General features: G+C 74.1%; 22 protein-coding genes. 8 read left to right on the top strand and 14 right to left on the bottom strand.

Annotated features, from left to right (window positions below; translation table 11 throughout):
* The first annotated feature begins 9 nt into the window (after positions 1 to 9).
* Both ACQP26_RS05255 and ACQP26_RS05250 read left to right on the top strand, forming a co-directional pair.
* The gene (locus ACQP26_RS05255) at positions 10 to 1,167 is read left to right on the top strand and encodes a GNAT family N-acetyltransferase (protein ID WP_433495093.1); all 1,158 of its coding nucleotides are present in this window, start codon (positions 10 to 12) and stop codon (positions 1,165 to 1,167) included.
* On the top strand, positions 1,164 to 2,270 hold the full coding sequence (locus tag ACQP26_RS05250) for a GNAT family N-acetyltransferase (protein ID WP_433495092.1): 1,107 nt from the start codon (positions 1,164 to 1,166) through the stop codon (positions 2,268 to 2,270). Before ACQP26_RS05255 ends, ACQP26_RS05250 begins: the two co-directional genes overlap by 4 nt.
* 41 nt (positions 2,271 to 2,311) lie before the next feature.
* Here ACQP26_RS05250 and hpf read toward each other — a convergent pair whose 3' ends face one another.
* From hpf to mtrA, 5 genes are all read right to left on the bottom strand, one after another.
* Complete coding sequence (hpf, locus tag ACQP26_RS05245; RefSeq protein ID WP_433495091.1) at positions 2,312 to 2,956, bottom strand: ribosome hibernation-promoting factor, HPF/YfiA family; 645 nt, start codon at positions 2,954 to 2,956, stop codon at positions 2,312 to 2,314.
* A gap of 251 nt (positions 2,957 to 3,207) precedes the next feature.
* Positions 3,208 to 3,912: a ComF family protein gene (locus ACQP26_RS05240; RefSeq protein ID WP_269702011.1), complete on the bottom strand. Its 705-nt coding sequence runs from the start codon at positions 3,910 to 3,912 to the stop codon at positions 3,208 to 3,210.
* A 6-nt stretch (positions 3,913 to 3,918) separates the two neighbouring features.
* Positions 3,919 to 5,718, bottom strand: coding sequence for an LpqB family beta-propeller domain-containing protein (locus ACQP26_RS05235; protein ID WP_433495090.1), 1,800 nt, complete (start codon positions 5,716 to 5,718; stop codon positions 3,919 to 3,921).
* Positions 5,715 to 7,466, bottom strand: a complete 1,752-nt coding sequence (gene mtrB, locus ACQP26_RS05230) for an MtrAB system histidine kinase MtrB (RefSeq protein WP_433495089.1) — start codon at positions 7,464 to 7,466, stop codon at positions 5,715 to 5,717. The genes ACQP26_RS05235 and mtrB overlap by 4 nt, the downstream gene beginning before the upstream one ends.
* Positions 7,467 to 7,479: 13 nt before the next feature.
* Complete coding sequence (gene mtrA, locus ACQP26_RS05225; protein ID WP_088969953.1) at positions 7,480 to 8,169, bottom strand: MtrAB system response regulator MtrA; 690 nt, start codon at positions 8,167 to 8,169, stop codon at positions 7,480 to 7,482.
* Positions 8,170 to 8,385: 216 nt separating this feature from the next.
* Here mtrA and ACQP26_RS05220 point away from each other — a divergent pair, with 216 nt between their 5' ends.
* The 5 genes from ACQP26_RS05220 to ACQP26_RS05200 are packed head-to-tail and all read left to right on the top strand — an operon-like array spanning position 8,386 to position 13,421.
* Positions 8,386 to 9,231: a hypothetical protein gene (locus tag ACQP26_RS05220; RefSeq protein ID WP_433495088.1), complete on the top strand. Its 846-nt coding sequence runs from the start codon at positions 8,386 to 8,388 to the stop codon at positions 9,229 to 9,231.
* Entirely contained in the window at positions 9,228 to 9,839 is a 612-nt protein-coding gene (locus ACQP26_RS05215) for a DUF4129 domain-containing protein (RefSeq protein ID WP_433495087.1), read from the top strand. The genes ACQP26_RS05220 and ACQP26_RS05215 overlap by 4 nt, the downstream gene beginning before the upstream one ends.
* The gene (locus ACQP26_RS05210; protein ID WP_433495086.1) at positions 9,836 to 11,140 is read left to right on the top strand and encodes a DUF4350 domain-containing protein; all 1,305 of its coding nucleotides are present in this window, start codon (positions 9,836 to 9,838) and stop codon (positions 11,138 to 11,140) included. Before ACQP26_RS05215 ends, ACQP26_RS05210 begins: the two co-directional genes overlap by 4 nt.
* Positions 11,137 to 12,114, top strand: a complete 978-nt coding sequence (locus ACQP26_RS05205) for an AAA family ATPase (RefSeq protein WP_269702019.1) — start codon at positions 11,137 to 11,139, stop codon at positions 12,112 to 12,114. The genes ACQP26_RS05210 and ACQP26_RS05205 overlap by 4 nt, the downstream gene beginning before the upstream one ends.
* The gene (locus ACQP26_RS05200; RefSeq protein ID WP_433495085.1) at positions 12,111 to 13,421 is read left to right on the top strand and encodes a DUF58 domain-containing protein; all 1,311 of its coding nucleotides are present in this window, start codon (positions 12,111 to 12,113) and stop codon (positions 13,419 to 13,421) included. Before ACQP26_RS05205 ends, ACQP26_RS05200 begins: the two co-directional genes overlap by 4 nt.
* Here ACQP26_RS05200 and ACQP26_RS05195 read toward each other — a convergent pair.
* On the bottom strand, positions 13,399 to 14,352 hold the full coding sequence (locus tag ACQP26_RS05195; RefSeq protein ID WP_269702022.1) for a stage II sporulation protein M: 954 nt from the start codon (positions 14,350 to 14,352) through the stop codon (positions 13,399 to 13,401). The two genes, ACQP26_RS05200 and ACQP26_RS05195, sit on opposite strands and share 23 nt — an antisense overlap.
* Positions 14,353 to 14,393: 41 nt before the next feature.
* Here ACQP26_RS05195 and ACQP26_RS05190 point away from each other — a divergent pair, with 41 nt between their 5' ends.
* Positions 14,394 to 15,362 (top strand): RDD family protein, encoded by a 969-nt coding sequence (locus tag ACQP26_RS05190; RefSeq protein WP_269702023.1) that lies wholly within the window; start codon positions 14,394 to 14,396, stop codon positions 15,360 to 15,362.
* Positions 15,363 to 15,369: 7 nt separating this feature from the next.
* On the opposite strand, the gene efeB is transcribed toward ACQP26_RS05190, so the two are convergent.
* From efeB to ACQP26_RS05150, 8 genes are all read right to left on the bottom strand, one after another.
* Positions 15,370 to 16,692, bottom strand: a complete 1,323-nt coding sequence (gene efeB / locus ACQP26_RS05185; RefSeq protein WP_433495084.1) for an iron uptake transporter deferrochelatase/peroxidase subunit — start codon at positions 16,690 to 16,692, stop codon at positions 15,370 to 15,372.
* Complete coding sequence (gene efeO, locus ACQP26_RS05180; protein WP_269702026.1) at positions 16,689 to 17,819, bottom strand: iron uptake system protein EfeO; 1,131 nt, start codon at positions 17,817 to 17,819, stop codon at positions 16,689 to 16,691. Before efeO ends, efeB begins: the two co-directional genes overlap by 4 nt.
* Positions 17,820 to 17,848: 29 nt before the next feature.
* A complete protein-coding gene (gene efeU / locus ACQP26_RS05175) occupies positions 17,849 to 18,775 on the bottom strand; it encodes an iron uptake transporter permease EfeU (protein WP_433495083.1) in 927 nt (308 codons plus the stop codon).
* 176 nt (positions 18,776 to 18,951) lie between these two features.
* Positions 18,952 to 20,451 carry an adenosylhomocysteinase gene (ahcY, locus tag ACQP26_RS05170; protein ID WP_433495082.1) on the bottom strand — a complete coding sequence of 500 codons (1,500 nt, stop codon included), beginning with the start codon at positions 20,449 to 20,451 and terminating at the stop codon, positions 18,952 to 18,954.
* A 288-nt stretch (positions 20,452 to 20,739) separates the two neighbouring features.
* Positions 20,740 to 21,900, bottom strand: coding sequence for a mannose-6-phosphate isomerase, class I (gene manA, locus ACQP26_RS05165; RefSeq protein WP_433495081.1), 1,161 nt, complete (start codon positions 21,898 to 21,900; stop codon positions 20,740 to 20,742).
* Between the two features lie 3 nt (positions 21,901 to 21,903).
* Positions 21,904 to 22,926, bottom strand: a complete 1,023-nt coding sequence (locus ACQP26_RS05160; protein WP_433495080.1) for a cation diffusion facilitator family transporter — start codon at positions 22,924 to 22,926, stop codon at positions 21,904 to 21,906.
* Between the two features lie 28 nt (positions 22,927 to 22,954).
* On the bottom strand, positions 22,955 to 24,151 hold the full coding sequence (locus ACQP26_RS05155; protein ID WP_030271147.1) for an SIS domain-containing protein: 1,197 nt from the start codon (positions 24,149 to 24,151) through the stop codon (positions 22,955 to 22,957).
* On the bottom strand, positions 24,148 to 24,354 hold the full coding sequence (locus tag ACQP26_RS05150; protein ID WP_091418686.1) for a Trm112 family protein: 207 nt from the start codon (positions 24,352 to 24,354) through the stop codon (positions 24,148 to 24,150). The genes ACQP26_RS05155 and ACQP26_RS05150 overlap by 4 nt, the downstream gene beginning before the upstream one ends.
* Positions 24,355 to 24,500: the final 146 nt, after the last annotated feature.

Genomic DNA, 24,500 nt, shown 5'->3' with positions numbered 1-24,500 from the left:
ATGGCTCGGATGGAGCCTGTGGAGATCATCGAGGACGGCCTGCTGCTGCGCCCGTGGCGTGCGGAGGACGCCGACGCGGTGTACCGCGCCTGCCAGGATCCGGACATCCAGCGCTGGACCACCGTACCTCGCCCGTACCTGCCGGAGCACGCGACCGAGTACGTCACCACGATCAGCGCCACCGCCTGGGCCGAGGGCACCGGGGCGCTGTTCGCGGTCTGCGACGCCGGCACCGGTGAGCTGCTCGCCTCGTTCGGCCTGGTCTCCGTCGACCGCGCACGGGACTCGGCCGAGGTGGGCTACTGGACCGCGCCGTGGGCCCGGGGCCGGGGCGTCGCGGTCCGCGCCACCCGCGCGCTCGCCCGCTGGGCGTTCGACGCGCTCAAGCTGCGCCGGCTCACCTGGCAGGCCGAGATCGGCAACCACGCCTCCCGGCTGGTCGCGCTGCGCGCCGGCTTCCGGATCGAGGGTGAGCTGCGGCTGGCCCACCCCTCCGAGGGTGGCCGGCCCGAGGGCTGGATCGGCTCGCTGCTCCCCGGCGAGGTCGCCGCTGCGGGCGACCCGGTCCCCTACGGCCCGGACACGCTCCAGGCCCGCCGCGCGGCGGTCTTCGGCCGGCCGCAACCGGTCCTGTTCGCCACCGCCGGGGCCACCGAGCTGCGGCTGCGGGCGATGGAGGAACGCGACCTGGCCGCGGTGACCCGTACCTGCCAGGACGAGCAGACGATCCGCTGGACCACGGTGCCGCACCCGTACCGGCCGGAGCACGCGGAGGGCTTCCTGCGCGACCTGGTGCGGCCGGCCTGGGCGCGGGGCACCGCCGCGACGTTCGCCGTGGCCGACCCGGACGACACCTACGTCGCCTCGATCGACCTGCGCATCCTCCCCAACGACCCGCTGGTGGCCGACGTGGGCTACATGACCGCGCCGCACGCCCGCGGCCGGGGCTACCTGCCGGCCGCGCTCACCGCTGTCTGCGCCTGGGGCTTCACCACGCTCGGCCTGGCCCGGATCGAGTGGCGCGCGAACGTGGGCAACACCGCCTCCCGGCGGGCCGCCGAGAAGGCCGGTTTCACCGTCGAGGGCACGCTGCGCGGCGGCGTCCAGCACCGCGGCGAGCGCCAGGACGTCTGGATCGGCGCCCTGCTGCCGGGTGACCTGACGTGACGCCGGAGACGATCGAGGGGTACGGCGTACGGCTGCGGCCGTGCCACCTCGCGGACGTACCGGACATGGTGGCCGGGTGCGCCGACCCGGAGATCCGCCGGTTCATGCCCCTGCTGCCCGACCCCTACGACGAAGACGCCGCCCGCTGGTGGATCACCGAGGGCGCGCCGGCCGCGTGGGCGGCGGGTGGGTCCGCGTACACGATCGCCGACCCGGACAGCGACCGGCTGCTCGGCAGCATCGGTCTGACCCGGCTCAGCGCGGAGCGGGCGACGTACGAGATCGGTTACTGGGTGGGACCGGCGGCGCGCGGCCGGGGCGTGGCCACTGCCGCCACCCGGCTGCTGACCGAGCGGGCGTTCGCCGCCGGGGCGGCCCGGCTGGAACTGCTCACCCGGACGGAGAACGTGGCAAGCCAGCGCATTGCCCTCGCCTGCGGCTACCGGCACGAGGGCGTACGCCGGGCGCCGGGCACGGACGGCGACGGCGTACGCCAGGATCTGATCGCCTGGGTGCGGGTGGCCGACGACCCGAGCGGGCCGGTCGCCCGCCTGCTGCCGGACCTGCCGGACGGCCGGCTCACCGACGGCGTGGTGACGCTGCGCCCGGTGGAGCCGGCGGACACGGACGCGCTGTACCGGCTGCACTCGCTGCCGGAGGTGGTGGCGAACCGGGTACCGCCCGTGCCGCCGCAGCGGGCGGCGCTCGCGCGGCGCTGCCGGCTGGCGGCGAGCCGCTGGCTGGCCGGCGAGGCCGCCGACCTGGCGATCCTCGACGCGGCCACCGGCGCTGTCGTCGGCGGCTGCGCGTTGTTCTACGACGAGCCGGCCACCGGCCAGGCGATGATCGGCTACAGCCTGCTGCCCGAGGCGCGCGGGCGCGGGCTGGCGGCCCGGACGGTACGGCTGGTCGCCGGGTGGGCGTTCGGCATCGGGGTGGCCCGGCTCTGGGCCGGCACACGGCCGGACAACATCGCCTCGCAGCGGGTGCTGGAACGGGCCGGCTTCCGGCGGGAAGGGCTGTTGCGCGGCCGGCTGCCGGGCCCGGACGGCGTCCGGGTCGACTCGGTGGTCTACGGCCGGCTGGCGGGCGACGAGAACTGAGGACGGGCCCCACGTGGGGCCCGTCCTCACCGGTCAAGGGGTCACGTGTCGAGCTGGATGATCCCGTAGTCGTACGCGTGCCGCCGGTAGACCACGCTCGGGCGGCCGGACTCCTTGTCCTGGAACAGGTAGAAGTCGTGACCGACCAGTTCCATCTGGAACAGCGCGTCGTCGACGGTCATCGGTTCGGCGGGGTGGACCTTCGCCCGGGCGATGTGCCACGGCTGGTCGTCGGGTTCGCTGTAGCTGCTCTCGTCGGGCCGTTCGGCGACCGCTGTGGCGGTGCCGGTGCCGTCGAGCGTCGCCAGGCCGGGGCCGTCGAGGTCGGCCACGGGCAGGCCGGCGGTCGCGGCGGCCACGGAGATCGGCGCGTGCCGCCCGCGGTGTACCCGGCGACGGTCCGCCGCGCGCCGGAATCGCGTGTCCAGCTTGGCGATGGCGGCGTCGAGCGCGCTGTAGAAGTCGTTCGTGCAGGCCTCGGCCCGGATCACCGGGCCGCGCGTCACGCACGTGATCTCCACCCGCTGGCAGGTGTCCGCCTGGCGTGGATTGCGCTCGTGGAACAACTCGACGTCCACGCGAATGAGCTTCTGGTCGTAGCGTTCGATTTTCGCGAGTTTCTCGGCTACGTGCACCCGGTAATGGTCCGGCACTTCGACGTTACGGCCCTTGACCACGATGTCCACGTGACCTCCCTTGTTCGGACGGTCGTTCGGTCCGGATCAGATCCGGTCGACGCACCCGGGAGGGCCCCGCTCGGCGTCGACCGGTGTTGTTCGGCTACGCCTCCTTCCAGTGCCGGGGGAAGGTTGGATCCTCACTACCCCCGACACCGAAACGCTAACTCCTGTACGGCCACCCGTCACCCCTGGTTGCCGAAGGCGGTCGCGAAATTTAACAGCTCATACACCATGGGGTGAAACGGATACACGAAGCGTCACCGAACGCGCCGCTTTTGCGTTGCGGCGAGCACCGCCGCGGCCTTTGGCGTCATTCCCGCGCGGTGCAACATCCGGCTCACCGCCGCCAGCGTGGCGCCGGTGGTGACGATGTCGTCGAGCAGCACGACGGTCTCCCCCGGGCGGTCCGCGGCGGGCGGGCGGCGCAACCGGAACGCCGCCTCGGCCGCGGCGGCCCGCCCCGCGCTGTCCAGCCCCACCGAGTCGGTGCGGGGCAGGGCCCGGAGCGGGCGCAGCACACGTACCGGCCAGCCGGCCGCGCGCAACCGGGCCGCCGCCGGGCGCACCAGCCGGTCCAGGTGGTCGCCGTAGCGGGCCCGGGCGGCGCGGGCGGTGTCCGGCACCGCCACCAGCGTCACCGGGCCGGGCGGCCCGGCCGCCGTCGCCACCACCTCGGCCAGCAGCGCGCCCAACGGCCGGGCCAGCCCGTGCCGGCCCCGTTCCTTGTACGCCAGCAGCCCTTCGCGCAGCGCACCGCCGTACGGGCCGAGCGCGACGCAGGGCGGCAGGCCGGGTGGAGCCGGATCGGGCCGGGTGGGGGCGGGACGCAGCGACTCCAGTTCCCGCACGCAGCCGCCGCAGAAGCCGTGCCGCAGCCGCACCGATCCCGCGCCGCAGCCCGCGCACCCGGCGGGCAGCACGAGGTCGGTCAGATCCGACCAGAGCCCGCCCAGGTCACGCACGGCCGGTCAGTAGAGGAAGAACGGCGCGGTCGGGTTCGTCGCGCGGCTGCCCGCCGGCACGTCGAGCACCTGCTCCCGCTTGACGTAGTCGAACGGGTTGTTCCGCCAGGCCGCGCCGTCCGTCTCGAACATGAACGAGAACGCGGCCAGGCCGCGGTCGCCGCCGCCCGGATACCCGGCGAGCTGGGTCACCGGGGCGCCGATCTCCACCGTCAGCGGGGTCTCCCAGGCGCCGTCGACGGTGACCTGGTGGATCGCCGAGCGCCGGTCCGCCTCGTTGCCGGCCAGCGCCAGCTCGTTCTCCGCCACCCAGTCCACCACGGTCACGCCGGTGAGCAGCGTGGTGACCCGGCGGGGCTGCCCGAGGCTGACCACGCCGCCGTCGACGCTCACCGCGGCGACGAAGACCGAGCCGCCGGAGACCAGCGCGATCCGGTGCCCGTCGAGAGAACCGGCCACCGCCGTCACCGGCCCGGGCACCGACAACGGGATCTCGCTCATCCGGGCCGTACCGTCGAAGCGGTAGAGCCGGCCGTCGGCCGCCACCAGACCGGCCGGGCGGGCCTTGTTCAGCGACCGCAGCCAGGTGGGCCGGCTCACCGCCCGGAACGTGCGGTCGCCGGCGCTGAACGACGCGACCGGTTCCGGGCCGGTGCCGACCTTGAGCCGCCTGCGGTTGTCCGGCCCGGTCACCACGAGCGCGGCGAGCACCTGGTCGTCGGCGCGGGCGAGCGACGCGGAGACCACGTTGCGGTTCTCGGCGGGCGGCAGCGGCGCGGCGGCGCGCGACTCGGTGCCGAAGGCCAGGGGACGGACGGCGCCGTCGTAGACGGCGTACCGCATGGGGTCGCCGCCGCGGGGATAGGCGGCTGTCGAGACCCGCTCCCGCCGCAGGTCGACGGTGAGCCGTTTCTGGTTCTGGATCTTCAGGTCGACCTGGCCGTCCAGGTCCGACAGCGACCACGCCAGCTGGGTGCCGAGCCGGGTCAGCCGCTGCTCGTTGGCGCCCGGCATGTTGAGGTTGATCTCCCAGTGGCCGTCCGCGCCGGTCGCGTTGTTGATCAGCTGGGTGCCGTCGGGCAGCCCGGTCACGGCGGGGGCCAGCCAGTCCGACGGGCGGTCGGCCAGCCACTTCATCACCTCGGTGATCCGGCGCTCGGTCGGCGCCGACGAGGGCAGGTAGCGCTGGTCCGGCACCAGCCGGGTCAGGTCGGGGTTCCAGAAGTAGACGGTACGGGGACGGTAGTACTCGCGTACCGCCGCGTCGCTGGCCAGCAGCAGGTTCGGCAGTTCGGTGATCAGCAGGCCGGTGCCGGCCGGCTCGGCCCGGCGCAGCTCGAAGACGTACTGCGTCTCGCTCGCCACCGGCGGACCGAGCGTGCCGTCGGCGCGCAGCACGCCCACCTGCTGCACCTTGAGCGTCACGGTGCTGGTGCCCTGGTTGTTCGGCGGCGTGCTCTCCGGCTTCTCCCGAAGCCGCACCACAGTCAGCTCGATCTCGCTGGCCTGCGGCTTGCCCGTCAGCAGGTCGCGGGCCTCCGCGGCGAGGAACTTCCGGGCCCGCGCGTACGCCTGGTCGCGTTCCCCGGCGGCGGCGGCCCGCAGGTAGTTCTCGACGAACGGCACCGGCTCGCTGCTGTCGGCCGGTTCCGGCGGCCGGGCCGGGCTGCCGTTGAACACCCCGGACTCGGGGGCCGGCGCCGACCCGTCCACCTGCACGTCGGTCTGGTCCGGGATGCCGCAGCCGGCGAGCGCGGCCGGCAGCAGCGCGCCGGTCAGCAGCAGGGCCAGGACGCGGCGCCTCACGGCCGTGCCTCCGCGTGGTCGCCGCCGGTGGCCGGACCGGCGGTCAGCGCCGCGACGCCGCCGCCGGGCGCGATGGCGGGCAGCTCGCCGTCGCGCGGGCCGCCGAACGGCACCGTGGCGTCGGCCGGCACCAGCCGCAGCGGGCTGGTGGTGAGCCGGTCCCCGGCCCGGGCCGGCAGGGTGAGGCGGAACTGCGCGCCCTGCCCGGGCGCGCCCCACGCCTCCAGCCAGCCGCCGTGCAGGCGGGCGTCCTCCAGGCTGATCGACAGGCCCAGCCCGGTGCCGCCGGTCTGCCGGGCACGCGACGGGTCGGCCCGCCAGAAGCGGTTGAACACCAGCTTCTCCTCCCCCGGCTTGAGGCCGACACCGTGGTCCCGAACGGTGATCGCCACCGCGCTCTGGTCCTGGCCCAGGGTGATCCGTACCGGCTTGGCCTCGCCGTGCTCGACCGCGTTGCCGACCAGATTGCGCAGCACCCGCTCGACGCGGCGCGGGTCGACCTCGGCGATCACCGGAGTGTCCGGCAGGTCCAGCTCGATGGTCACCCCGACCCGCTCGGCCAGCCCGGCGAGCCGCTCGGCGACCCGGTGCACCACCGGCACCAGGTCGGTCGGCTCGCTGTCCAGCACCGCGAACCCGGCGTCGAACCGGCTGATCTCCAGCAGGTCGGTGAGCAGTTCCTCGAACCGGTCCAGCTCGGCCTGGAGCAGCTCGGCGCTGCGGGCCACCGCCGGGTCGAACTCGTCGCGCTCGGCGAAGATCAGGTCGGCGGCCATCCGGACCGTGGTCAGCGGCGTCCGCAGCTCGTGCGAGACGTCCGAGGTGAACCGGCGTTGCAGCCGGGACATCTCCTCCAGCCGGAGGATCTGCCGTTGCAGGTTCGTCGCCATCTGGTTGAACGAGGCCGCCAGCAGGGCGAGGTCGTCCTCGCCGGAGACCACCATGCGCTGGTCGAGCAGGCCGGCGGAGAGCCGCTGCGCGGTGCGCGCGGCGACCCGTACCGGCGTCACCACCAGGCGGGTGACCAGGGCGGCCAGGAGGCCGAGCAGGAGCACCAGCGCGACGCCGGTGGCCACCACCGTGGCCCGGGCGTCGGCCGCCGTCGCGTCCTGCCGGGCCAGGGGTACGAGGTAGAAGAGCTCGACCTGCCCGAACTTGGTGGGCACCGGGGAGCCGTAGACGAGGTATTTCGTGCGCTCGCCGCCGAGCGAGCCGGTACGGATCTGGTGCGCGACCTTGCCGGAGGCGACGGTGGCCCGCAGCTCGTCCCCGATCACCGTGCCCACCGGCACGTCGGGCGTGGTCCGCGGCTCGATGAACTCGGCGAAGTTGTCGGCGGTGATCGCCACCACCACGCCGCTGGTCTGGGTGGGGTCGCCACCGGCCAGGTAGTTGACGGTGCCGTCGATGGTGTTCTGGAGCTGCGCCTCCTGCGGCTGGCTGTAGAGGTTGAACTGCTTGGCCGCGTACTCGCTGCCGTTGCTCAGCCGCAGCCGCACGTCCGTCTCGGCGTTCTCCAGCAGGATGCTCGTGATCTTGTCAGCGATCAGATAGGCGAAACCGCCCACCAGAAGACTCGACGCCACCAGCGTGATGGTGACCACACGGACCTGGAGCGACCGCCGCCACGCCTGGTGCACCGCGGCCACCAGCCGGGCGACCCGGCCGACCAGGGCGAGCCAGAGCGCCCGCACGGCGTGGAGGCGGCGGGGTGCGGGGGTCGGCGACTCGGGCAGCGAGGTCAGCACAATGCTGACCAGGCTATCCGGTACCCGCCTTGTAGCCCACGCCCCGCACGGTGAGGATGATTTCGGGTCGCTCCGGATCCGGCTCGATCTTGGCGCGCAGCCGCTGCACGTGCACGTTGACCAGGCGGGTGTCCGCCGCGTGGCGATAGCCCCAGACCTGCTCCAGCAGCACCTCGCGGGTGAAGACCTGACGCGGCTTGCGGGCGAGCGCGACCAGCAGGTCGAACTCCAGCGGCGTCAGCTTCACCTCCTCGCCGTCGCGGCTGACCGTGTGGGCCGGCACGTCGATGGTGATCTGGTTGCCGGGCGGGCCGATGGTCAGCATCTCCGGCGCCACGTCCTCGCCCCGGCGCAGCCGGGCCCGCATCCGGGCCACCAGCTCCTTGGGCTTGAACGGCTTCACCACGTAGTCGTCGGCGCCGGACTCCAGCCCGAGCACCACGTCGACGGTGTCGCTCTTGGCGGTCAGCATCACGATCGGCACGCCGGACTCGCCCCGGATGGCGCGGGCCACGTCGATTCCGCTCATCCCCGGCAGCATCAGGTCGAGCAGGACGATGTCGGGTCGGCTGTCACGGAAGGCGGCCAGCGCCCGTTCGCCGTCCGCGACGAAGGACGGCACGAAGCCCTCGCTGCGCAGCACGATGCCGAGCATCTCGGCGAGGGCGGGGTCGTCGTCGACCACGAGTACCCGGGCTCTCATGGGGTTTATCGTTCCATCCCCGTTCGTCTGGAGTGTTCGGCGTCTCCACGGCACGGTAGCGCCGAGCGGCCCCGCGCACCACCGCAAGTCGGCGTGGCCGCCCAGCGTGGCGCGCCGGGCCGGACGGGTCCACCGGATGCGGACCCGCCGTGCAACCATGATCCCCCGGGCGTCGCCCCGCCCGCCACCTCCGCTCGCCCCCGCCCAGGAGTACGCGTGCCCGACGCCGGCCCGACCGCGGTGCTCCCGCGCCGTCCGCTGACCGTCGGCGAGCTGCTCGACGCGGCCGTGCTGCTGCTGCGCGACCAGGCCCGGGTGCTCGTACCGCTCGCCCTCCTGCTGGCCCTCGCCGAACAGGCGGTGCTCCACCCGCTGCGGATGCTGGCCGGGACCGACCCGCCGTACTGGTGGCCGGCGGCGTTCGGCGAGACCCTCCCGGAGTACTGGCTGCTGCTGGCCGCCGGCGCGGGCACCGAGGCCGCGATCGTCGCGCTGCTCGCCGCCCCGGCGGCACGCGGCGCCGGGGCGGCGCTGCTGGGGCGCCGTCCGGGGCCGGCCGAGCTGCTGCGCGGCGCCCGGCTCGGCGCGACACTGCCGGCCGCCGCCCTGGTCGGGCTGATCGTCGCCGTGGCCGGCCTGACCGGGCCGGGCTGGTTCCTGGCGTACGCGCTGCTCGGCCTGGTCGTGCCGGTGCTGGTGCTGGACGGTGTGCCCGCGCATCTGGCGCCCTGGCGGGCGGTACGCCTGGCCGGCCGGGTCAGCGCGCGGGCCGCCGCGATCCGGCTGCTGGGCTACCTGGGCTGGTGGCTGATCCGGCTGGGCATCGGGCTGGGCGTCTACAACGGCCTCGCCATGCTGGGTCTGTTCGACGTCTCGGCCTGGGCGCTGCCGATCACGATCGCCGCGTTCGCCGCGGTGAACGCGCTGGCGTACCCGGCGCTCGCCTGCCTGGACGCGGTTCTGCACCTGGAGACCCGGATCCGCACCGAAGGGCTGGACATCCGGCTCTCCCGCGCCCCGGCCGGCGTCCCCGAGCCCGTCCTGCTGGCGGCGCACCGGTGAGCCGGTGGTGGACCGAGACGGTCGCGGCCCTCGGTGACGTGGTGCCGCTGCCGCTGGCCGCGCTGATCCTGCTGGCGGTCGCGTTGCTGGCGGCGCTGGCCTGGTATTTCTTTCCGGCCTGGGTGCCCCGTCGGCTGCCCCGGTTCACGATCCCCCGGCTGCGGCGCCCGCGTCTGCGCCGGGTACGGCTGCCCCGGCTGCGGCTGCTCCGGTTCCGGCGGCGTGCCCGCCGGCCGCGCACCGATCCGCCGTCCGTGCGGCTGCCGTCACCCCGGCTGCCGGAACCGGCGGCGGACGGACCGGGACTGGCCGACCGGCTCGCGGCCGAGGGCCGGTACGCCGAAGCGGTCCGGGAGCGGCTGCGCGAGATGGTCCGGCTTCTCGTCGTCCGGCGGGTGGTGGAACCCCGACCCGGGCTCACCGTCGTGGAGCTGACCGAGGCGGCGGCCCGCACCCGGCCGCAGGTCCGGCCGGCGCTGCACGCGGCCGGGTCGATCTTCTCCGACCTCTGGTACGCCCAGCGTCCCGCCACCGCCGCGCACGACCGGCGGATGCGGGAACTCGCCACCGACCTGCGTCGCGAGCTGACCGGGGAGGAGCCGCGGTGACCGCCACCGTCGTACCGGAGACCACGACGACGGCGGCGGCCACGTCGGCGCCGCGCCGGCGCACGTACCGGTTGCTCGTCCCGCTCGGCCTCGCTGTGCTGCTGATCGTCACCACGCTCGTGCTGCGCGCGATCGACCGGCCCGACGCCGACGAGCCCGGCTTCCTGTCCCCGGTCGCCACCGACGACGACGGCGCCAGCAGGCTCGCGGAGGCGCTGCGCGCCCAGGGCGTACCGGTGCGCCGGGAGACGGACCTGGCGGCGGCGCTGCGTACCGCCGGGGCCGAGCCGAGCACGCTGTTCGTGCCCGCCCCCGCTCTGGTGCAACCGGACCGGCTCGGCGGCCTGACCACCCTGCCGCCCGGCAGCCGGCTGGTGCTGGTCGAGCCGTCCCGGCGGGTGCTCACCGAGCTGGACACGCCGATCGAGCCGGCCGACCGGCGCTGGGCCGCCCGGGCGGTGCCGCCGGACGCCGGCGGCACCCCGTGCCGGCTGCCCGAGGCGGTCCGGGCCGGTGCCGCCGCGATCGACCTGCAGCGCTACGCCGGGCCGGCCGAGGTCGACAGCTGCTACGGCGGCGCGCTGCTGCGCGCTCCCGGCCGGATCGAGGTGGTGCTGGCCGGCGCCAGCGACCCGTTCCGCAACGACCGGATCGACGAGTGGGGCAACGAGGCTCTCGCCACCGGCCTGCTCGGCGCCGGCCGCCCGTTGGTCTGGCTCGACCTGCCCGAGCCGGTGCCGGCCCCGACGCGCCCGAGCTGGTCGGCGGAGCCGTTCACCGAGGAGCCCACCCAGGGCGGCAGCGGCCGGTCCGAGCGGCCCGACCCGCCCGACCGCGCCGACCCGCCCCGGGAGAACCCGCTCTGGGGCGCCTTCCCGCCCTGGTTCTGGGCCCTCCTGGTGCAGCTCGCCCTGGCCGGGCTGCTCGTGGTGCTGTGGCGCGCCCGCCGGCTCGGGCCGCCGGTGTCGGAGCCGCTGCCGGTCACCGTCCGGGCCGCCGAGACGGTACGCGGCCGGGCCCGGCTCTACCGCCGGGCCGGCGCCCGGGACACCGTCGCCGAGACGCTGCGCGCCGCCGCGCTGGACCGGCTCGTGACCTGGCTCAACCTGCCCCCGGACACGCCCGACGACGAGGTGGCCGCCCGGGTCGCCGAGCGCGCCGGCGCCGACCCGGAACGGGTGGCCGGCCTGCTCTACGGTCCCGCCCCGGAGAAGGACCGCGAGCTGCTGGAGCTGGCCCGTGACCTGGACGCCCTGACCCGTACCCTGGCCCCGCATCCGAGCGAAGGAGACACCCGGTGACCGGACCCGTCACGACCACCGCCCCGTCCGGCGCCCGCGCCGCCCTGCACCGGCTGCGCGCCGAGGTCGCCAAGGCCGTCGTCGGGCAGGACGCCGTGGTCACCGGCCTGGTGATCGCGTTGCTCTGCCGGGGGCACGTGCTGCTGGAGGGCGTACCGGGAGTGGCCAAGACGCTGCTGGTGCGGACGCTGGCCGCCGCGCTCGACCTGGACGCCAAGCGGGTGCAGTTCACCCCGGACCTGATGCCCGGCGACGTCACCGGCTCGCTGATCTTCGACCAGCGCACCGCCGCGTTCACGTTCCGGGAGGGGCCGGTCTTCACCAACCTGCTGCTCGCCGACGAGATCAACCGGACCCCGCCGAAGACGCAGTCCGCGCTGCTGGAGGTGATGGAGGAGCGGCAGGTCTCCGTCGACGGCGAGCGCCGTCCGCTGCCCGACCCGTTCATCGTCGTGGCCACCCAGAACCCGGTCGAGTACGAGGGCACCTACCCGCTGCCCGAGGCGCAGCTCGACCGCTTCCTGCTCAAGCTGACGGTGCCGCTGCCGGAGCGCGAGGAGGAGCTGGGCGTGCTGCGCGCGCACCACGCCGGCTTCGACCCGCGTGACCTTCGTGCCGCCGGCGTACGCCCGGTTGCCGGCGCCGCGGACCTGGCCGCCGCCCGGGCGGAGGTGCAGAGGGTGCACGTGGCCGAGCCGGTGCTCGGCTACATCGTGGACCTGTGCCGGGGCACCCGGGCCGCCCCGGCGCTGGAGCTGGGCGCCTCCCCCCGGGGTGCCACCGCGCTGCTGAACGCCGCCAAGGCGTGGTCCTGGCTGGCCGGTCGCGACCACGTCACCCCGGACGACGTCAAGGCGGTCGCCCGTCCGACGCTGCGGCACCGGCTGCGTCCGCGTCCGGAGGTGGAGCTGGAGGGCATCACCGTGGACGCCGTGCTGGACTCGGTGCTGGCCACCGTGCCGACGCCGCGATGACCTGGCGGGCGGGTCTGCTGCTCGGCGCGGGCGCGCTGACCCTGCCGGCCTGGCCGGCGCCGTTCCTCGGCGTCGCCGTGCTGACCGCGGCGGTGCTGCTGCTGGTGCTGCTCGACCGGGCGCTGGCGGTGCCGCCGCACGCGCTCACCGTGACCCGTTCCGGGGAGCGGACGGTCCGCCTCGGTGGCACCGCGACCGTCACGCTGCACCTGGCCAACCCGACCGACCGCACGCTGTACGCCCAGGTACGCGACGCCTGGGTGCCCTCGGCCGGGGCGCGTCCGGACGTGCTGCCGGACCGCCTGCTCACCGTGCCGCCCGGTGGCACCGCCACGCTGCCGGTCCGGCTCACCCCGACCCGGCGCGGCGACCGGCCGGCGGTGGCGCTGACCGTACGGTCGCTCGGGCCGATGCGCCTGGGCGCCCGGCAGCGCGCCGGCCGCCCCGCGACGCCTCGGTGGACGCTGCGGGTGCTGCCCCGCTTCGACTCCCGCCGGCACCTGCCGGAGAAACTGGCCCGGTTACGGGTCATCGACGGCGTGCAGGTGACCCGGGGGCGCGGTCACGGCACCGAGTTCGACACGTTGCGCGAGTACGCGGTGGGCGACGACGTCCGCTCGATCGACTGGCGGGGCAGCGCCCGCCGCGCCGACGTGCTGGTACGCACCTGGCGGCCGGAGCGGGACCGGCGCCTGGTGTGCGTCCTGGACACCGGCCGCACGTCGGCGGTACGCCTCGGCGACGAGCCGCGGCTGGACACCGCCATCGACGCGGCGCTGCTGCTCACCGCGCTCGCCGCCCGTGCCGGTGACCGGGTGGACCTGCTGGCGGCGGACACCGAGATCCGGGCGCGGGTGACCGGCAGCGGCCGTCCGGCGTTGCTCGCCCGGCTGGTCGACGCGGTGGCGCCGTTGCAGCCCGCGCTGGCCGAGACCGACTTCGAGCTGATCGCCGCCGAGGTGCTGCGCCGGGAGCGGCAGCGCAGCCTGGTGGTGCTGTTCACCGCGCTGGAGGCGGGCGCGATCGGCGACGGGCTGTTGCCGGTGCTGCCCCGGCTGGCGACCCGGCACCGGGTGGTGCTCGCCGCGGCCGGCGACCCGGTGTTGACCGGGCTCGCCACCGCCACCCCGGCCGGCCCGGACGACCCGTACGCGGCCGCGTCGGCGTGGCGGGCGCTGGCCGAGCGGGAGCGGGTACGCGCCGTCCTGTCGCGCTACGGCGTGACGGTGGTGGACGTACCGGGGCACCGGCTGGCCCCGGCGGTCGCCGACACCTATCTGCGGCTCAAGTCCCTCGGCCAGCTCTGACCGCGCGCCGGCCGAGCACCAGCGCGTACGCCAGGAAGGCCAGCCACACCGCGGCGCCCGTCGCCACCCGCAGCGGGATCGGCACCGGCGCCGGGGTGACGAACGCCTCGATCAGCGCGGAGACCGCGAAGACGCCGACCAGGCCGGCGGCGACCACGGCGGCGAGCCGTCCCGCCTCGGCGAGAGCCCGGCCGCGTCCGAGGTGCGCGGGCGGGGCGATCCAGGCCCAGGCGGTCCGCAGGCCGACCCCGGCGGCGACGAAGATGCCGGTCAGTTCCAGCAGCCCGTGCGGGGTGATCATGCCGAAGAAGACGTCGGCCCGGTCGTAGGAGATCATTACGCCGCCGACCACGCCGATGTTGAGCGCGTTCTGCCACAGCAGCCAGAACACCGGCACCACGAGCACGCCGGCGGCCAGGCACTGGGCGGCCAGCCAGGCGTTGTGCGTCCAGAGGCGGAACGCGAACGTGGGCGCGGAGAACTCGGAGTAGTAGCCGGCGAAACCGGAGTCCACCAGTTGCTTGGCCTCCTCGGCGCCGACGAACGCGGCGGCCGTGTCGGGGTTGGAGGCGACGAACCAGATGAGGAAGGCGCTCAACGCGCTGAACGCCGTGGCCACGCCGCACCACCACGGCCAGGCCCGGTAGAGGGCGGCGGGCAGGTCGGCCGTCAGGAACCGGCCCACCGCGGCCCAGGACGGCCGGGGGCGGCCGGTGACCCGGGCCCGCGCCGCGAGGACGAGGTGGGAGAGGCGGTTCACCAGCGCCGGCTCGGGTGCCCGGGCGCGCAACGCGGACAGGTGCGTGGCGGTGCGCTGGTAGAGCGCCACCAGCTCGTCGACCTCGGCCGCGTCGAGGCGACGCCGCCCGGTCAGGTGTTCCAGCCGTCGCCATTCGGCGCCGTGCTCGGCCACGTACGCGTCGAGATCCACTCACCCTCCCCCGTTCGGCGTCCATGGTGTTCACTGTCGGGGTGCGCGCGCAACCTCCCTCACCGCCTCGTTGGGCCGACGCCGGTCTGGTCAGCGGCGAGGCGGTCGAGCTGGACGTCCGGGTGGCCCGGCTGGGTTCCCGGGTGCTCGCCCTGCTGATCGACGCCGTGATCCAGCTCGTGCTGTTCCTGGTGCTCGGCGCGGTGCTGGCGATGGTCGCGCTCGCGCTGCTGGGCGACGTCCTCGACGCGGCGCTGGCCGGCGCGCTCCAGATCGTGCTGCTGGTGCTTGTCCTGCTGGGCTATCCGGTGACGATGGAGCGCTTCGCCGGTGGCCGGACGGTGGGCAAGCTGGCCGTGGGGTTGCGGGTGGTGCGGGCCGACGGCGGCCCGGTGGGCGTGGGCCAGTCGCTGACCCGGGCGCTCGTGGGCGTGGCGGTGGAGTGGCCCGGTCTGGTGCTGCCGCTGCTGAGCTGGGTCGCCGGCGTCACGGTGATGCTCACCGACCCGCGCGGTCGCCGGCTGGGCGACCTGGTCGCCGGCACGCTCGTGGTGCACAGCCGCGGCGCCGCGCACTGGCGTCCGCTGCCGCCGGCACCGCCGCCGCTGCTGGCCTGGGCGACCACGCTCGACCTGACCCGGTTCGACGACGGGCTGGCGCTGGCCGCCCGGCAGTACCTGGACCGGCTGCCCCAGCTCGCCGAGCCGGACCGTCTCCTACTGGGCCGGGCGCTGTGGGCGGAGGTCGCGGCGGTCACCTCGCCGCCTCCGCCGTGGGCCGCGCCGGACTCGGTCTACCTGTCCGCCGTGCTGGCCGAGCGGGGGCGCCGGGCCGCGCTGCGGATGGGCCGGACCCGGGCGGTCACCGCCGCGCTCTGGCCGGAGCTGGTCCCGGCGTCGGCCGCCGTGCCGCACGCTGTCGCGCCTGCCGCCCTGCGTCCGGCCGCGCCGGTCGACGGCCGGTTGCGGTCCGCCGTGCCGGACGCCGGCCCCGATCCGGTACGCCGCTGAGCCGGGCTCAGGCGAACAGCGCCCGCCCCCACCAGTCGGCCGCGTCGTGTACGCCGGGCGGGCAGGCGAACAGGCCGCTGGAGACGTGCCGCAGGTACTCGTTCATGGCGTCGTTGCGGGCCAGCCGGGTCTGGATCGGCACGAACTGCCGGCGCGGATCCCGCTGGTAGGCGATGAAGAACAGACCGGCGTCGAGCCGGCCCAGCCCGTCCGAGCCGTCCACGAAGTTGTAGCCGCGACGCAGCAGGCGGGCGCCGTCGTTCGCGTCCGGGTGGGCCAGCCGTACGTGCGCGGTGTCGGCGATGAGCGGCTCCCCGTCGTCGCCCTTGGCGGCGAAGTCCGGCTCGTCGAACTCGTCGCGGCGGCCCAGCGGCGCGCCGCTGCCCTTGGTCCGGCCGACGATCATCTCCTGTTCGGCCAGCGGGCTGCGGTCCCACGTCTCGATCAGCATCCGGATCTTCCGGGTGACCAGGTAGGAGCCGCCGGTCATCCAGTCCGGACCGTCGCCGGGCTGCGCCCAGAGCTGGTCGCGGAGCAGGGCGGCGTCCTCGGCCTTGAGGTTGGCGGTGCCGTCCTTGAAGCCGAACAGGTTGCGGGGTGTGGCCTGGTCCCGCGACGTCGACGAGGTACGCCCGAAGCCGAGCTGCGACCAGCGGACGCTCACCACGCCCATGCCGATCCGGGCGAGGTTGCGGATGGCGTGCACCGCGACCTGCGGGTCGTTGGCGCACGCCTGGACGCAGAGGTCACCGCCGGACAGTTCCGGCCGCAGCGCGTCCCCGGCGAAGTGCGGCAGGTCGGCCAGGGCGGCCGGACGCCGGGCGGCGATGCCGAAGCGGTCCCGGCCCTGCGCGTCACGGAAGAGCGTCGGCCCGAAGCCCACGGTGAGGGTGAGCTGCGACGGGGGCAGTCCGAGCGCCTCACCGGTGTCGTCCGGCGGGGCCTCGGGCATGCCGCCGACCGCGCCGATCACCCCGGCGTCCTTGCCGGCGGTCATCCGGGCCGCGGCGGCGGTCCACTCCTGGAGCATCGCGACCAGCCGGTCCCGGTCCTTCGTGACCACGTCGAACGCGACGAAGTGCAGCCGGTCCTGCGCCGGGGTGGTGATGCCGGCCTGGTGCTCGCCGAGGAACGGCACCGACCCGGCGGCGGATCCGGTGGCGGACGCCTCGTTCCCGCCGGCGAGCAGCGCGCCCGCGCCGCCCGCCACCCCGGCGACGCCCGCCACGCCGACGCCTGCGAGTGTCATCGCCCGGCGCCGGGACAGGCCACGGCCGGTCCGCTCGCGGTTCGGCTCGCTCGTCGCGTCGCCGTCGGCGGGGCCGGTCATCGCGCGACGGCCGCCGCGACCTTGCTGACCGGCTCGGCCAGCGCGTTCACCGTGTCCGACAGCTCCTTCAGCTCGTCCTTGCCGAGCTGGGTGTGCAGCTTCCAGCCGTCGCCGGCGCGGTGCTTGCCGAGCGTGGCCTCCACGTTCGCGAACTCGCTGTCGAGCTGCTTGACCAGGTCGGGCGCGCGCTGCTCCAGCGCCGGCCGCAGCGCGGCGATGGCCGCCTTGGAGCCCTCCAGGTTGGCGTTGAAGTCCCACAGGTCGGTGTGCGAGTAGCGCTCCTCCTCGCCGGTGATCTTGCCGCTGGCGACCTCGTCGAGCAGCGCCTTGGCGCCGTTGGCGAGCTGGAGCGGGGTGAGCTTCTCGGCGTCCGCCTTGGCGACGATCGCCTTGACGTCGACAAGGAGCCGGTCCGCGATCGGGCCGTCGGAACTGACGTCGCCGGTGGTCCAGAGGTCCTTCTCGATCCGGTGGAAGCCGGTGAACTCCATGCCCTCCTCGACCACCTCCTCACGGCCGTCGATCTTCGGGTCGAGGTCGCCGAAGCTCTCCGCCACCGGCTCGATCCGCTCCCAGTAGGTGCGGGCCACCGGGTACAGCGCCTTGGCCTTCGCCACGTCGTTCGCCTTGACCGCCGCCACGAACTCCTCGGTCTTCGTCAGCAGCGCGGCGGTCTGGCTGCGCACGTACCGCTGGTAGCTCTCGGCGGCCTGGGTCAGCGCCGCATCAGGGGCGACAGTCGCGGCGGTGCCGGAGACCTTCAGCGCGCCCCGGATGCCCCGGCCGCTCATCCCCGGCTTGCAGGCCGTCTCGTACGTGCCGGCGGTCAGCTCGACGCGCAGCTCCCGGCTGAGCCCGGGGGCGATGTTCTCCACCTCGCCCATCACCCGGTCACCCGCGGCGTAGACGTAGAACTCGTTGACCTTGGAACCGGTGTTCGTCACCTTGAAGGTCACCTGGCCGGCGTCGATCTCGGTGTCGCCGACCTCGCAGACGGTGTCGGTGGCCTTGACGGCGATCGGACCGCCGTTCGTGGCGTCGGCGTCGTCACCGCCTCCGCAGCCGGCCAGTCCGGCGACGGCGAGCAGCCCGGCAGCGGCGGGCGCGACGAGTCGAGTGGTACGCATCGTGCGGGGTCTCCTCGGGAACGGGCGGGTCAGGCGCGGGGGGACGGAACGGCGGCGACGTCGGCCGGCGCGTCGGACGTGTCGGCTGCGGGCGCGGCGGCCGGGACCGGCTCGGCGGGCCGGGCCGGCTTCGCGGGTTGAGCGGGCTGGGCCGGCTTGCGCAGGAAGAGCACGAGCACCGGCACCGCGTACGCGACCCAGGCGACCAGTTCCAGCACCGTCGGCGCGGCGGTGATGTTGAACATGCCGGCGAGCAGCGCGCCGTACCAGGAACTCGGGTCGAACGTGGCCGAGATGTCGAACGCCAGGTCGTTCAGGCCGGGCAGCACGCCCGCCTCCTGGAAGTCGTGCACGCCGTACTTGAGGATGCCGGCGGCGACCAGGATGAGCAGCGCGCCGGTCCAGGTGAAGAACCGGCTCAGGTTGATCCGTACCGCGCTGCGGTAGAGCAGGAAGCCGATGACGACGGCGGTGGCGATGCCGCCGGCCAGTGCGAGCAGCGAGCCGGGCCCGGTGCCGCCGGCTGCGCTCTCGGCGGCGGCGTAGAAGATCAGCGCGGTTTCCAGGCCCTCACGGATGACCGCGAGGAACGCCATGCCGGCGACGGCCAGGGAGCCGACCGCGAGCGCGTCGGTGAGCTTGCCGCGCAGCTCCCCGGCGATGGTGCGGGCGGCCCGGCGCATCCAGAAGATCATCCAGGTCACGAAGACCACGGCGGCGACCGAGGTGACCGCCTCGAACAGCTCGCGCGACTCGGAGGTGCGCAGCAGTGAGGTCGACGTGCACTGGATCAGGGAGCCGAAGCCGACGGAGAGCGCCACGGCCAGGCCGACACCGGCCCACACCTGCGGCAGCCGGTCCCGGCGCTGCGACTTGACCAGGAAGGCGACGAGGATGCTGACCACGAGCGTCGCTTCCAGACCTTCACGCAGGCCGATCAAGTACGTGGCGAACATCAGGCACTCCGTCGTCGCTGAGTTAGGGCAGGCATACCTTGCTCCTGTTCACAGCAAACGTCAAGCTGATCCGGGTAACGTCACCCGGTTGGCCACCTGACGGCCTTCCCCCGTACGCGAAAAAGGGACCGGGGTCGGCCGCGCGGCCGACCCCGGTCCCTTCGGGAGCGTGGAACTCAGTAGCGGTAGTGGTCGGGCTTGAACGGGCCTTCCGGGGAGACGCCCAGGTAGGAGGCCTGTTCCTTGGTCAGCGTGGTCAGCTTGGCGCCGAGGGCGTCCAGGTGCAGCCGGGCGACCTTCTCGTCCAGGTGCTTGGGCAGCACGTAGACACCGATCGGGTACTCGTCGGTCTTGGTGAACAGCTCGATCTGGGCGATCGTCTGGTTGGCGAACGAGTTCGACATCACGAAGCTCGGGTGACCGGTGGCGTTGCCCAGGTTCAGCAGACGACCCTCGGACAACACGATGATCGCGTGGCCGTCGTCGAAACGCCACACGTCGACCTGCGGCTTGATGTTCTCCCGCGTCACATCGCTGCGCTTGGCCAGACCGGCCATGTCGATCTCGTTGTCGAAGTGCCCGATGTTACCCACGATCGCCTGGTGCTTCATCCGCGCCATGTGCTCGTTGGTGATCACATCGAAGCAGCCCGTCGCGGTGATGAAGATGTCCGCCTGCTCCACCACATCATCCAGGGTGGCGACCTGATAGCCGTCCATCGCCGCCTGCAACGCGCAGATCGGGTCGACCTCCGTCACCACCACCCGGGCACCCTGCCCACGCAGCGACTCCGCGCAACCCTTACCCACATCGCCGTAACCCATCACCACGGCCATCTTCCCGCCGATCAACACATCGGTGGCCCGGTTGATGCCATCGATCAGCGAGTGCCGGCAGCCGTACTTGTTGTCGAACTTGCTCTTCGTCACCGAGTCGTTGACGTTAATCGCCGGGAACAACAACGTCCCCGCCCGGTGCATCTCGTAGAGCCGGTGCACACCCGTGGTCGTCTCCTCGGTCACACCCTTGATCCCCGCGGCGATCCGGGTCCACCGCTGACCGTCCTCGGCCAGCGACCGGTGCAGCAGCTCGAGAATGACCGCGTACTCCTCCGAATCAGCCGACTCCACCGGCGGCACGACACCCGCCTTCTCGAACTCGACGCCCTTATGCACCAGCAGAGTCGCGTCACCGCCGTCATCGAGGATCATGTTCGGGCCCTGCCCGTCGGGCCAGGCGAGCACCTGTTCGGTGCACCACCAGTATTCGGGCAGCGTCTCGCCCTTCCAGGCGTACACCGGCACACCGGCCGGCGCCTCCGGGGTGCCCTCCGGGCCGACCACGATCGCCGCGGCCGCGTGGTCCTGGGTGGAGAAAATGTTGCACGACGCCCACCGGACCCGCGCGCCCAACGCGACCAGAGTCTCGATCAGAACAGCGGTCTGCACCGTCATGTGCAACGAACCAGTGATACGGGCACCGGCCAACGGCTGAACCTCGGCGAACTCACGCCGAATCGCCATCAGACCGGGCATCTCATGCTCGGCGAGCCGGATCTCCTTACGCCCGAACTCGGCAAGCGACAGATCCGCCACCTTGTAGTCGCCCTCGGCGAGGGTGCTCGGCCGGGCCTGCGACGACGCGCCGCTGGAGGCCGCCGGGAGGGTGCTGGTCATGGAAGCTCCTGTCGAACGATGGTGGTGCGCAGCCTTCCACCTTACGCTCGCGGGCCGTTCGACCCGTGCCCGGTTGGCCGACCGCGCAATCGGCCGGTCGGCGGACAGCGCACGGGGCGGTCGGTCGTGAGCGGACTTTCCACTCACGGCCCGGCCGCCCCGCGCATCCCCCCGGTTTGGTTCCCCCGCACGTCACCGGACCTTCGTCGCGACAACGCTGCGTACCCATAGAGTCACACCAGGCGGGGTGGCCGTCAAGCTATTTCGGAAAAGTCGGACTTGCGCGGATCAGTGCATGCCGCACGTGGCGACGAACCCCTCTCCCGCCCCGCTCACCGCCAGCGGGCCACCGGCCGCCGTACCCACAGCGGCCTGACCCGCGCCCAGCGTCACCACGCCCACACCGTCGTCCACGGTCAGCTTCCCGGCCCGGCAGAGCACCACCCGCGGCCCGGGCAGCGTCAACCGCACCCCGGACGACCCGGCGGTCACCTCGACCCGGTGCAGCGCGAAGTCCTCCACCGGCACCGGCCAGGTCAGCACGCCCGGCTCCACCTGCTCCGGCCGCAGCACCGGCTCGGTCAGCACCTCGAACCGGAGCACCCGCAGCAACTCGTCCACGTCGACCCGCTTCGGGGTCAGCCCGCCGCGCAACACGTTGTCACTGGCCGCCATGATCTCGACGCCGGTACCGCGCAGGTAGGCGTGCAGGTTCCCGGCCGGCATCCAGATGCCCTCGCCGGGCGCCAGCCGGACGTGGTGCAGCAGCAACGCCACCACCACACCCGGGTCGGCCGGATAGCCGGACGCCAGCGCGCGGACCAGCTCGGCGTCCGCCGAGGCCGGACCCGCGTCCGCCGCCGCCAGCACGGCCGCCACCAGCCCGGCGCGCTCCGCCTGCGGCCAGCTCAGCAGCAGACGTACCGCCTCCCGCAGCCCCGCCGGCCCGTCGCGCAACGCCGCCACCACAGGTTCCAGCGCGGGTACGCCGAACGCGGCGATCGCCGCCGCCGACTCCCCCGGGTCGCGGAAGCCGCACAGGGCGTCGAACTCCGAGAGCGCCACCAGCAGCTCCGGCTTGTGGTACGGGTCCACGTAGTTGACCCGCCCGACGTCGGCGGCGTGCCCCGCGCGGGCCTGCTCGGCGTCCGGATGCGCCTGGAGGCTCAGCGGCGCGTCGGCGGCCAGCACCTTCAGCAGGAACGGCAGCCGGGTGCCGAACCGGCCGACCAGCCGCTCACCCAGCCAGTGGCCCGGCTCGGCCACCAGCAGCTCGGTGAGGCTGACCGGCCGGCCGTCGCGCTGCACGGTGGCCGGTGCGCCCGGGTGGGCGCCCAGCCACAGCTCCGCCTCCGGCCCGTTGCTCGGCACCGGACGCCCCTGCAACTCGGCGATCGCGGTGCGCGAGCCCCAGGCGTAGTCACGGATCCGGCCCTGCAACAACTCCATCGGTCAGCTCCCGGGCCGCCCGGCCACCTCGTCGGCCGTGGGCGTCCCACCAGTGGTCAGGGTCTCCGGGACGGCGGTGTCCGCCGCCTGCCCGGTGCCGGCCCGCTCGGCGGCGGCCGAGTAGATGTCCGGCTCCAGGTAGATCACCCGCGCGGTGGGCACCTCGCGGCGGATCCGCGCCTCGACCGCGTTGATGTCGCGGGCCAGGTCCTGGGCGGTCTCCCAGGCCGGCACCGCGATCTTCGCGGCCACCATGAGCTCCTCCGGGCCGAGGTAGAGCGTCTTCATGTGGATGATCCGCTCGACCTCGGGACCGTTCGTCACGGCCTGCTCGATCTTGTCGAGCTCGCTCTGCTCGGCGCCCTCACCGAGCAGCAGGCTCTTGGTCTCGATCGCCAGCGTGATCGCGATGACCACCAGCAGCACACCGATCATCGCGGTGCCCGCCGCGTCCCACATGCCGTTGCCGGTGATCAGCGTCATACCGACGCCGAACAGCGCGAAGACCAGACCCACGAGCGCGCCGAAGTCCTCCAGCAGCACCACCGGAAGCTCCGGCGCCTTGGCCCGGCGGATGAACCGGACCCAGCTCTGGTTGCCCCGGATCAGGTTCGACTCCTTGATCGCGGTACGGAAGGAGAAGCTCTCCATCACGATCGCCGCGACCAGCACCGCCACCGGCACCCACTGCCAGCTCTCGATCGGGTGCGGATCGGACGCCTTGTGGTACGCCTCGTAGAGCGCGAAAAGGCCACCGATGCTGAACAGCACGATCGCCACGATGAACGCGTAGATGTAGCGCTCCCGGCCGTACCCGAACGGGTGCTGGGGCGTGGCCCGCCGCTTGGCACGACGGCCGCCGAGCAACAGCAGGCCCTGGTTGCCGGAGTCGGCCACCGAGTGGATCGACTCGGCCAGCATCGACGACGAGCCGGTCAGGGCGAACGCGACGAACTTGGTGACGGCGATGCCGAGGTTCGCCGCCAGGGCGGCGACGATCGCCTTCGTGCCCCCGTTTGCGCTCATTTCCCGCCTCGCTCGATGCCCCGTGTGCTCACTGGTTCGCCAGCTCCTTCATCTCCGTGATGGCCGGTACCGCCATCGGGTCCAGCCCGTGGGCCAGGGCGAGGTAGATCGAGGCGAAGTCGGGGACCGCCACCAGCGACGCGAGCCGCTCCAGCGCGGAGCCACCCTCGGCGGTCACCACGTCGCAGCGCACCCCGCGCCGCTCGGCGAGCGTCTGCACCGCGTCCGCGCGACGCTCCTCCACCGCCAGCGGCTCGTCGGTGTCGTCGTCGGCGTTGAGCCCGCCGTCGCGCAGCAGCACCAGCCGCAGCCGGGTGCCGTCGGGCTCGTCGTCGCCCGGGTCGGCGAAGATGTCCCGCTCGCCCTCGGCCAGGCCGCCGAACACGCCGTCGAGCAGGCCGACGCGACCCCGGCCCGCCTCGCCCAGCGCGCCGGCGACCACCGGGTAGCGGGCGTTCGCGGACAACGTGTCACCGAACCGCCGGGCGGCCACGGTGGCCAGCGGGGACGAACCCCACACGATCGGGATCGACCCGGACAGCCCCAGCGCCAGCGACTTCGCCGGGTTGACGAAGGACTCGGCGGTCGGCCGGCATCGATCGGCGTCGGCGTCCAGCCGGGCCGCCGTCTCGGCCAGATCCGCCTCGTTGACCTTCACGAGCCCGAGGGTACGGGCGGCCAGCAGAACCGGCACGGTGAGCGCCCAGAGGCTGGCCCGGGCCGGCGCGCGCCGGGGAACCGGGATGAACGGTGCGCGGGCCCGCTCGGCCACCGACTGGAGCTGCGAGTCGGGCGCGCCGACCGCCACCAGCCGGGCGCCGCGCCGGTGCGCCGCCTCGGCCGCGCCCAGCGCCTCCGGGCTGCGGCCGGACGCGCTCACCGCGATGACCACGTCCGCCGCGCCCACCCAGCCCGGCACACCGGCGCTGCGGTGCGGGATGACCGGCACCGGGCAGCGCGGCCCGGCGACGGTGGCCAGCACGTCACCGGTACGCCCGGCGGTGCCGATGCCGGCGATGACCACCGCGCGCGGTCGTCCGTCGTCGGCGAGCACGGACAGGTTCGCCTCCGCGGCCAGCGCCGCGGACTCGCGTACCTGGGCGCCCGCGGACGCGGTGAACCGGAGCATGCCACCCGGATCGCGCTCGGAGAGCTGCGCCGCGTCGTCGAGCAGGGCCTCGTCGGCGTGCCGGTGGCCGCTGACCCCGGCCGTCCCCTCCATCACCGCGACGACCCGCCCCGCGCCTCGTCGGCGGCGGGTCCACCGCGCGCCTCGTCCAGCAGGAGCACCGGGACGTCGTCCCGGACCTCGAAGATGCGACCGCACTCGGTGCAGGTGAGCGTCTGCGCCTGCGCGTCGTAGTCGAGCGGGGCGTGGTGCGTGTCCGGGCAGGCGAGAATGTCGAGCAACTGCGGGTCCAGGGCCACGGCGCGGCTCCTTCCACGTATGCGGTCTCACCGGTCGGCGGTGCCGGTCGGCGCAGGCGATCTTATCGGCCGAGCGGCCCCGGCACGGGGCCCCGTTCGGCCCCGGTTGTCCGTCCTCCGGTCGGGCAGGTGGCGGCTACCGGGTC

Origin of the sequence: Micromonospora sp. CA-248089 (assembly GCF_050948515.1) — a bacterium.
GTDB lineage: Bacteria > Actinomycetota > Actinomycetes > Mycobacteriales > Micromonosporaceae > Micromonospora.
The sequence above is the reverse complement of the archived record's forward strand: the minus strand, read 5'-3'. Positions and strand labels throughout refer to the sequence as shown.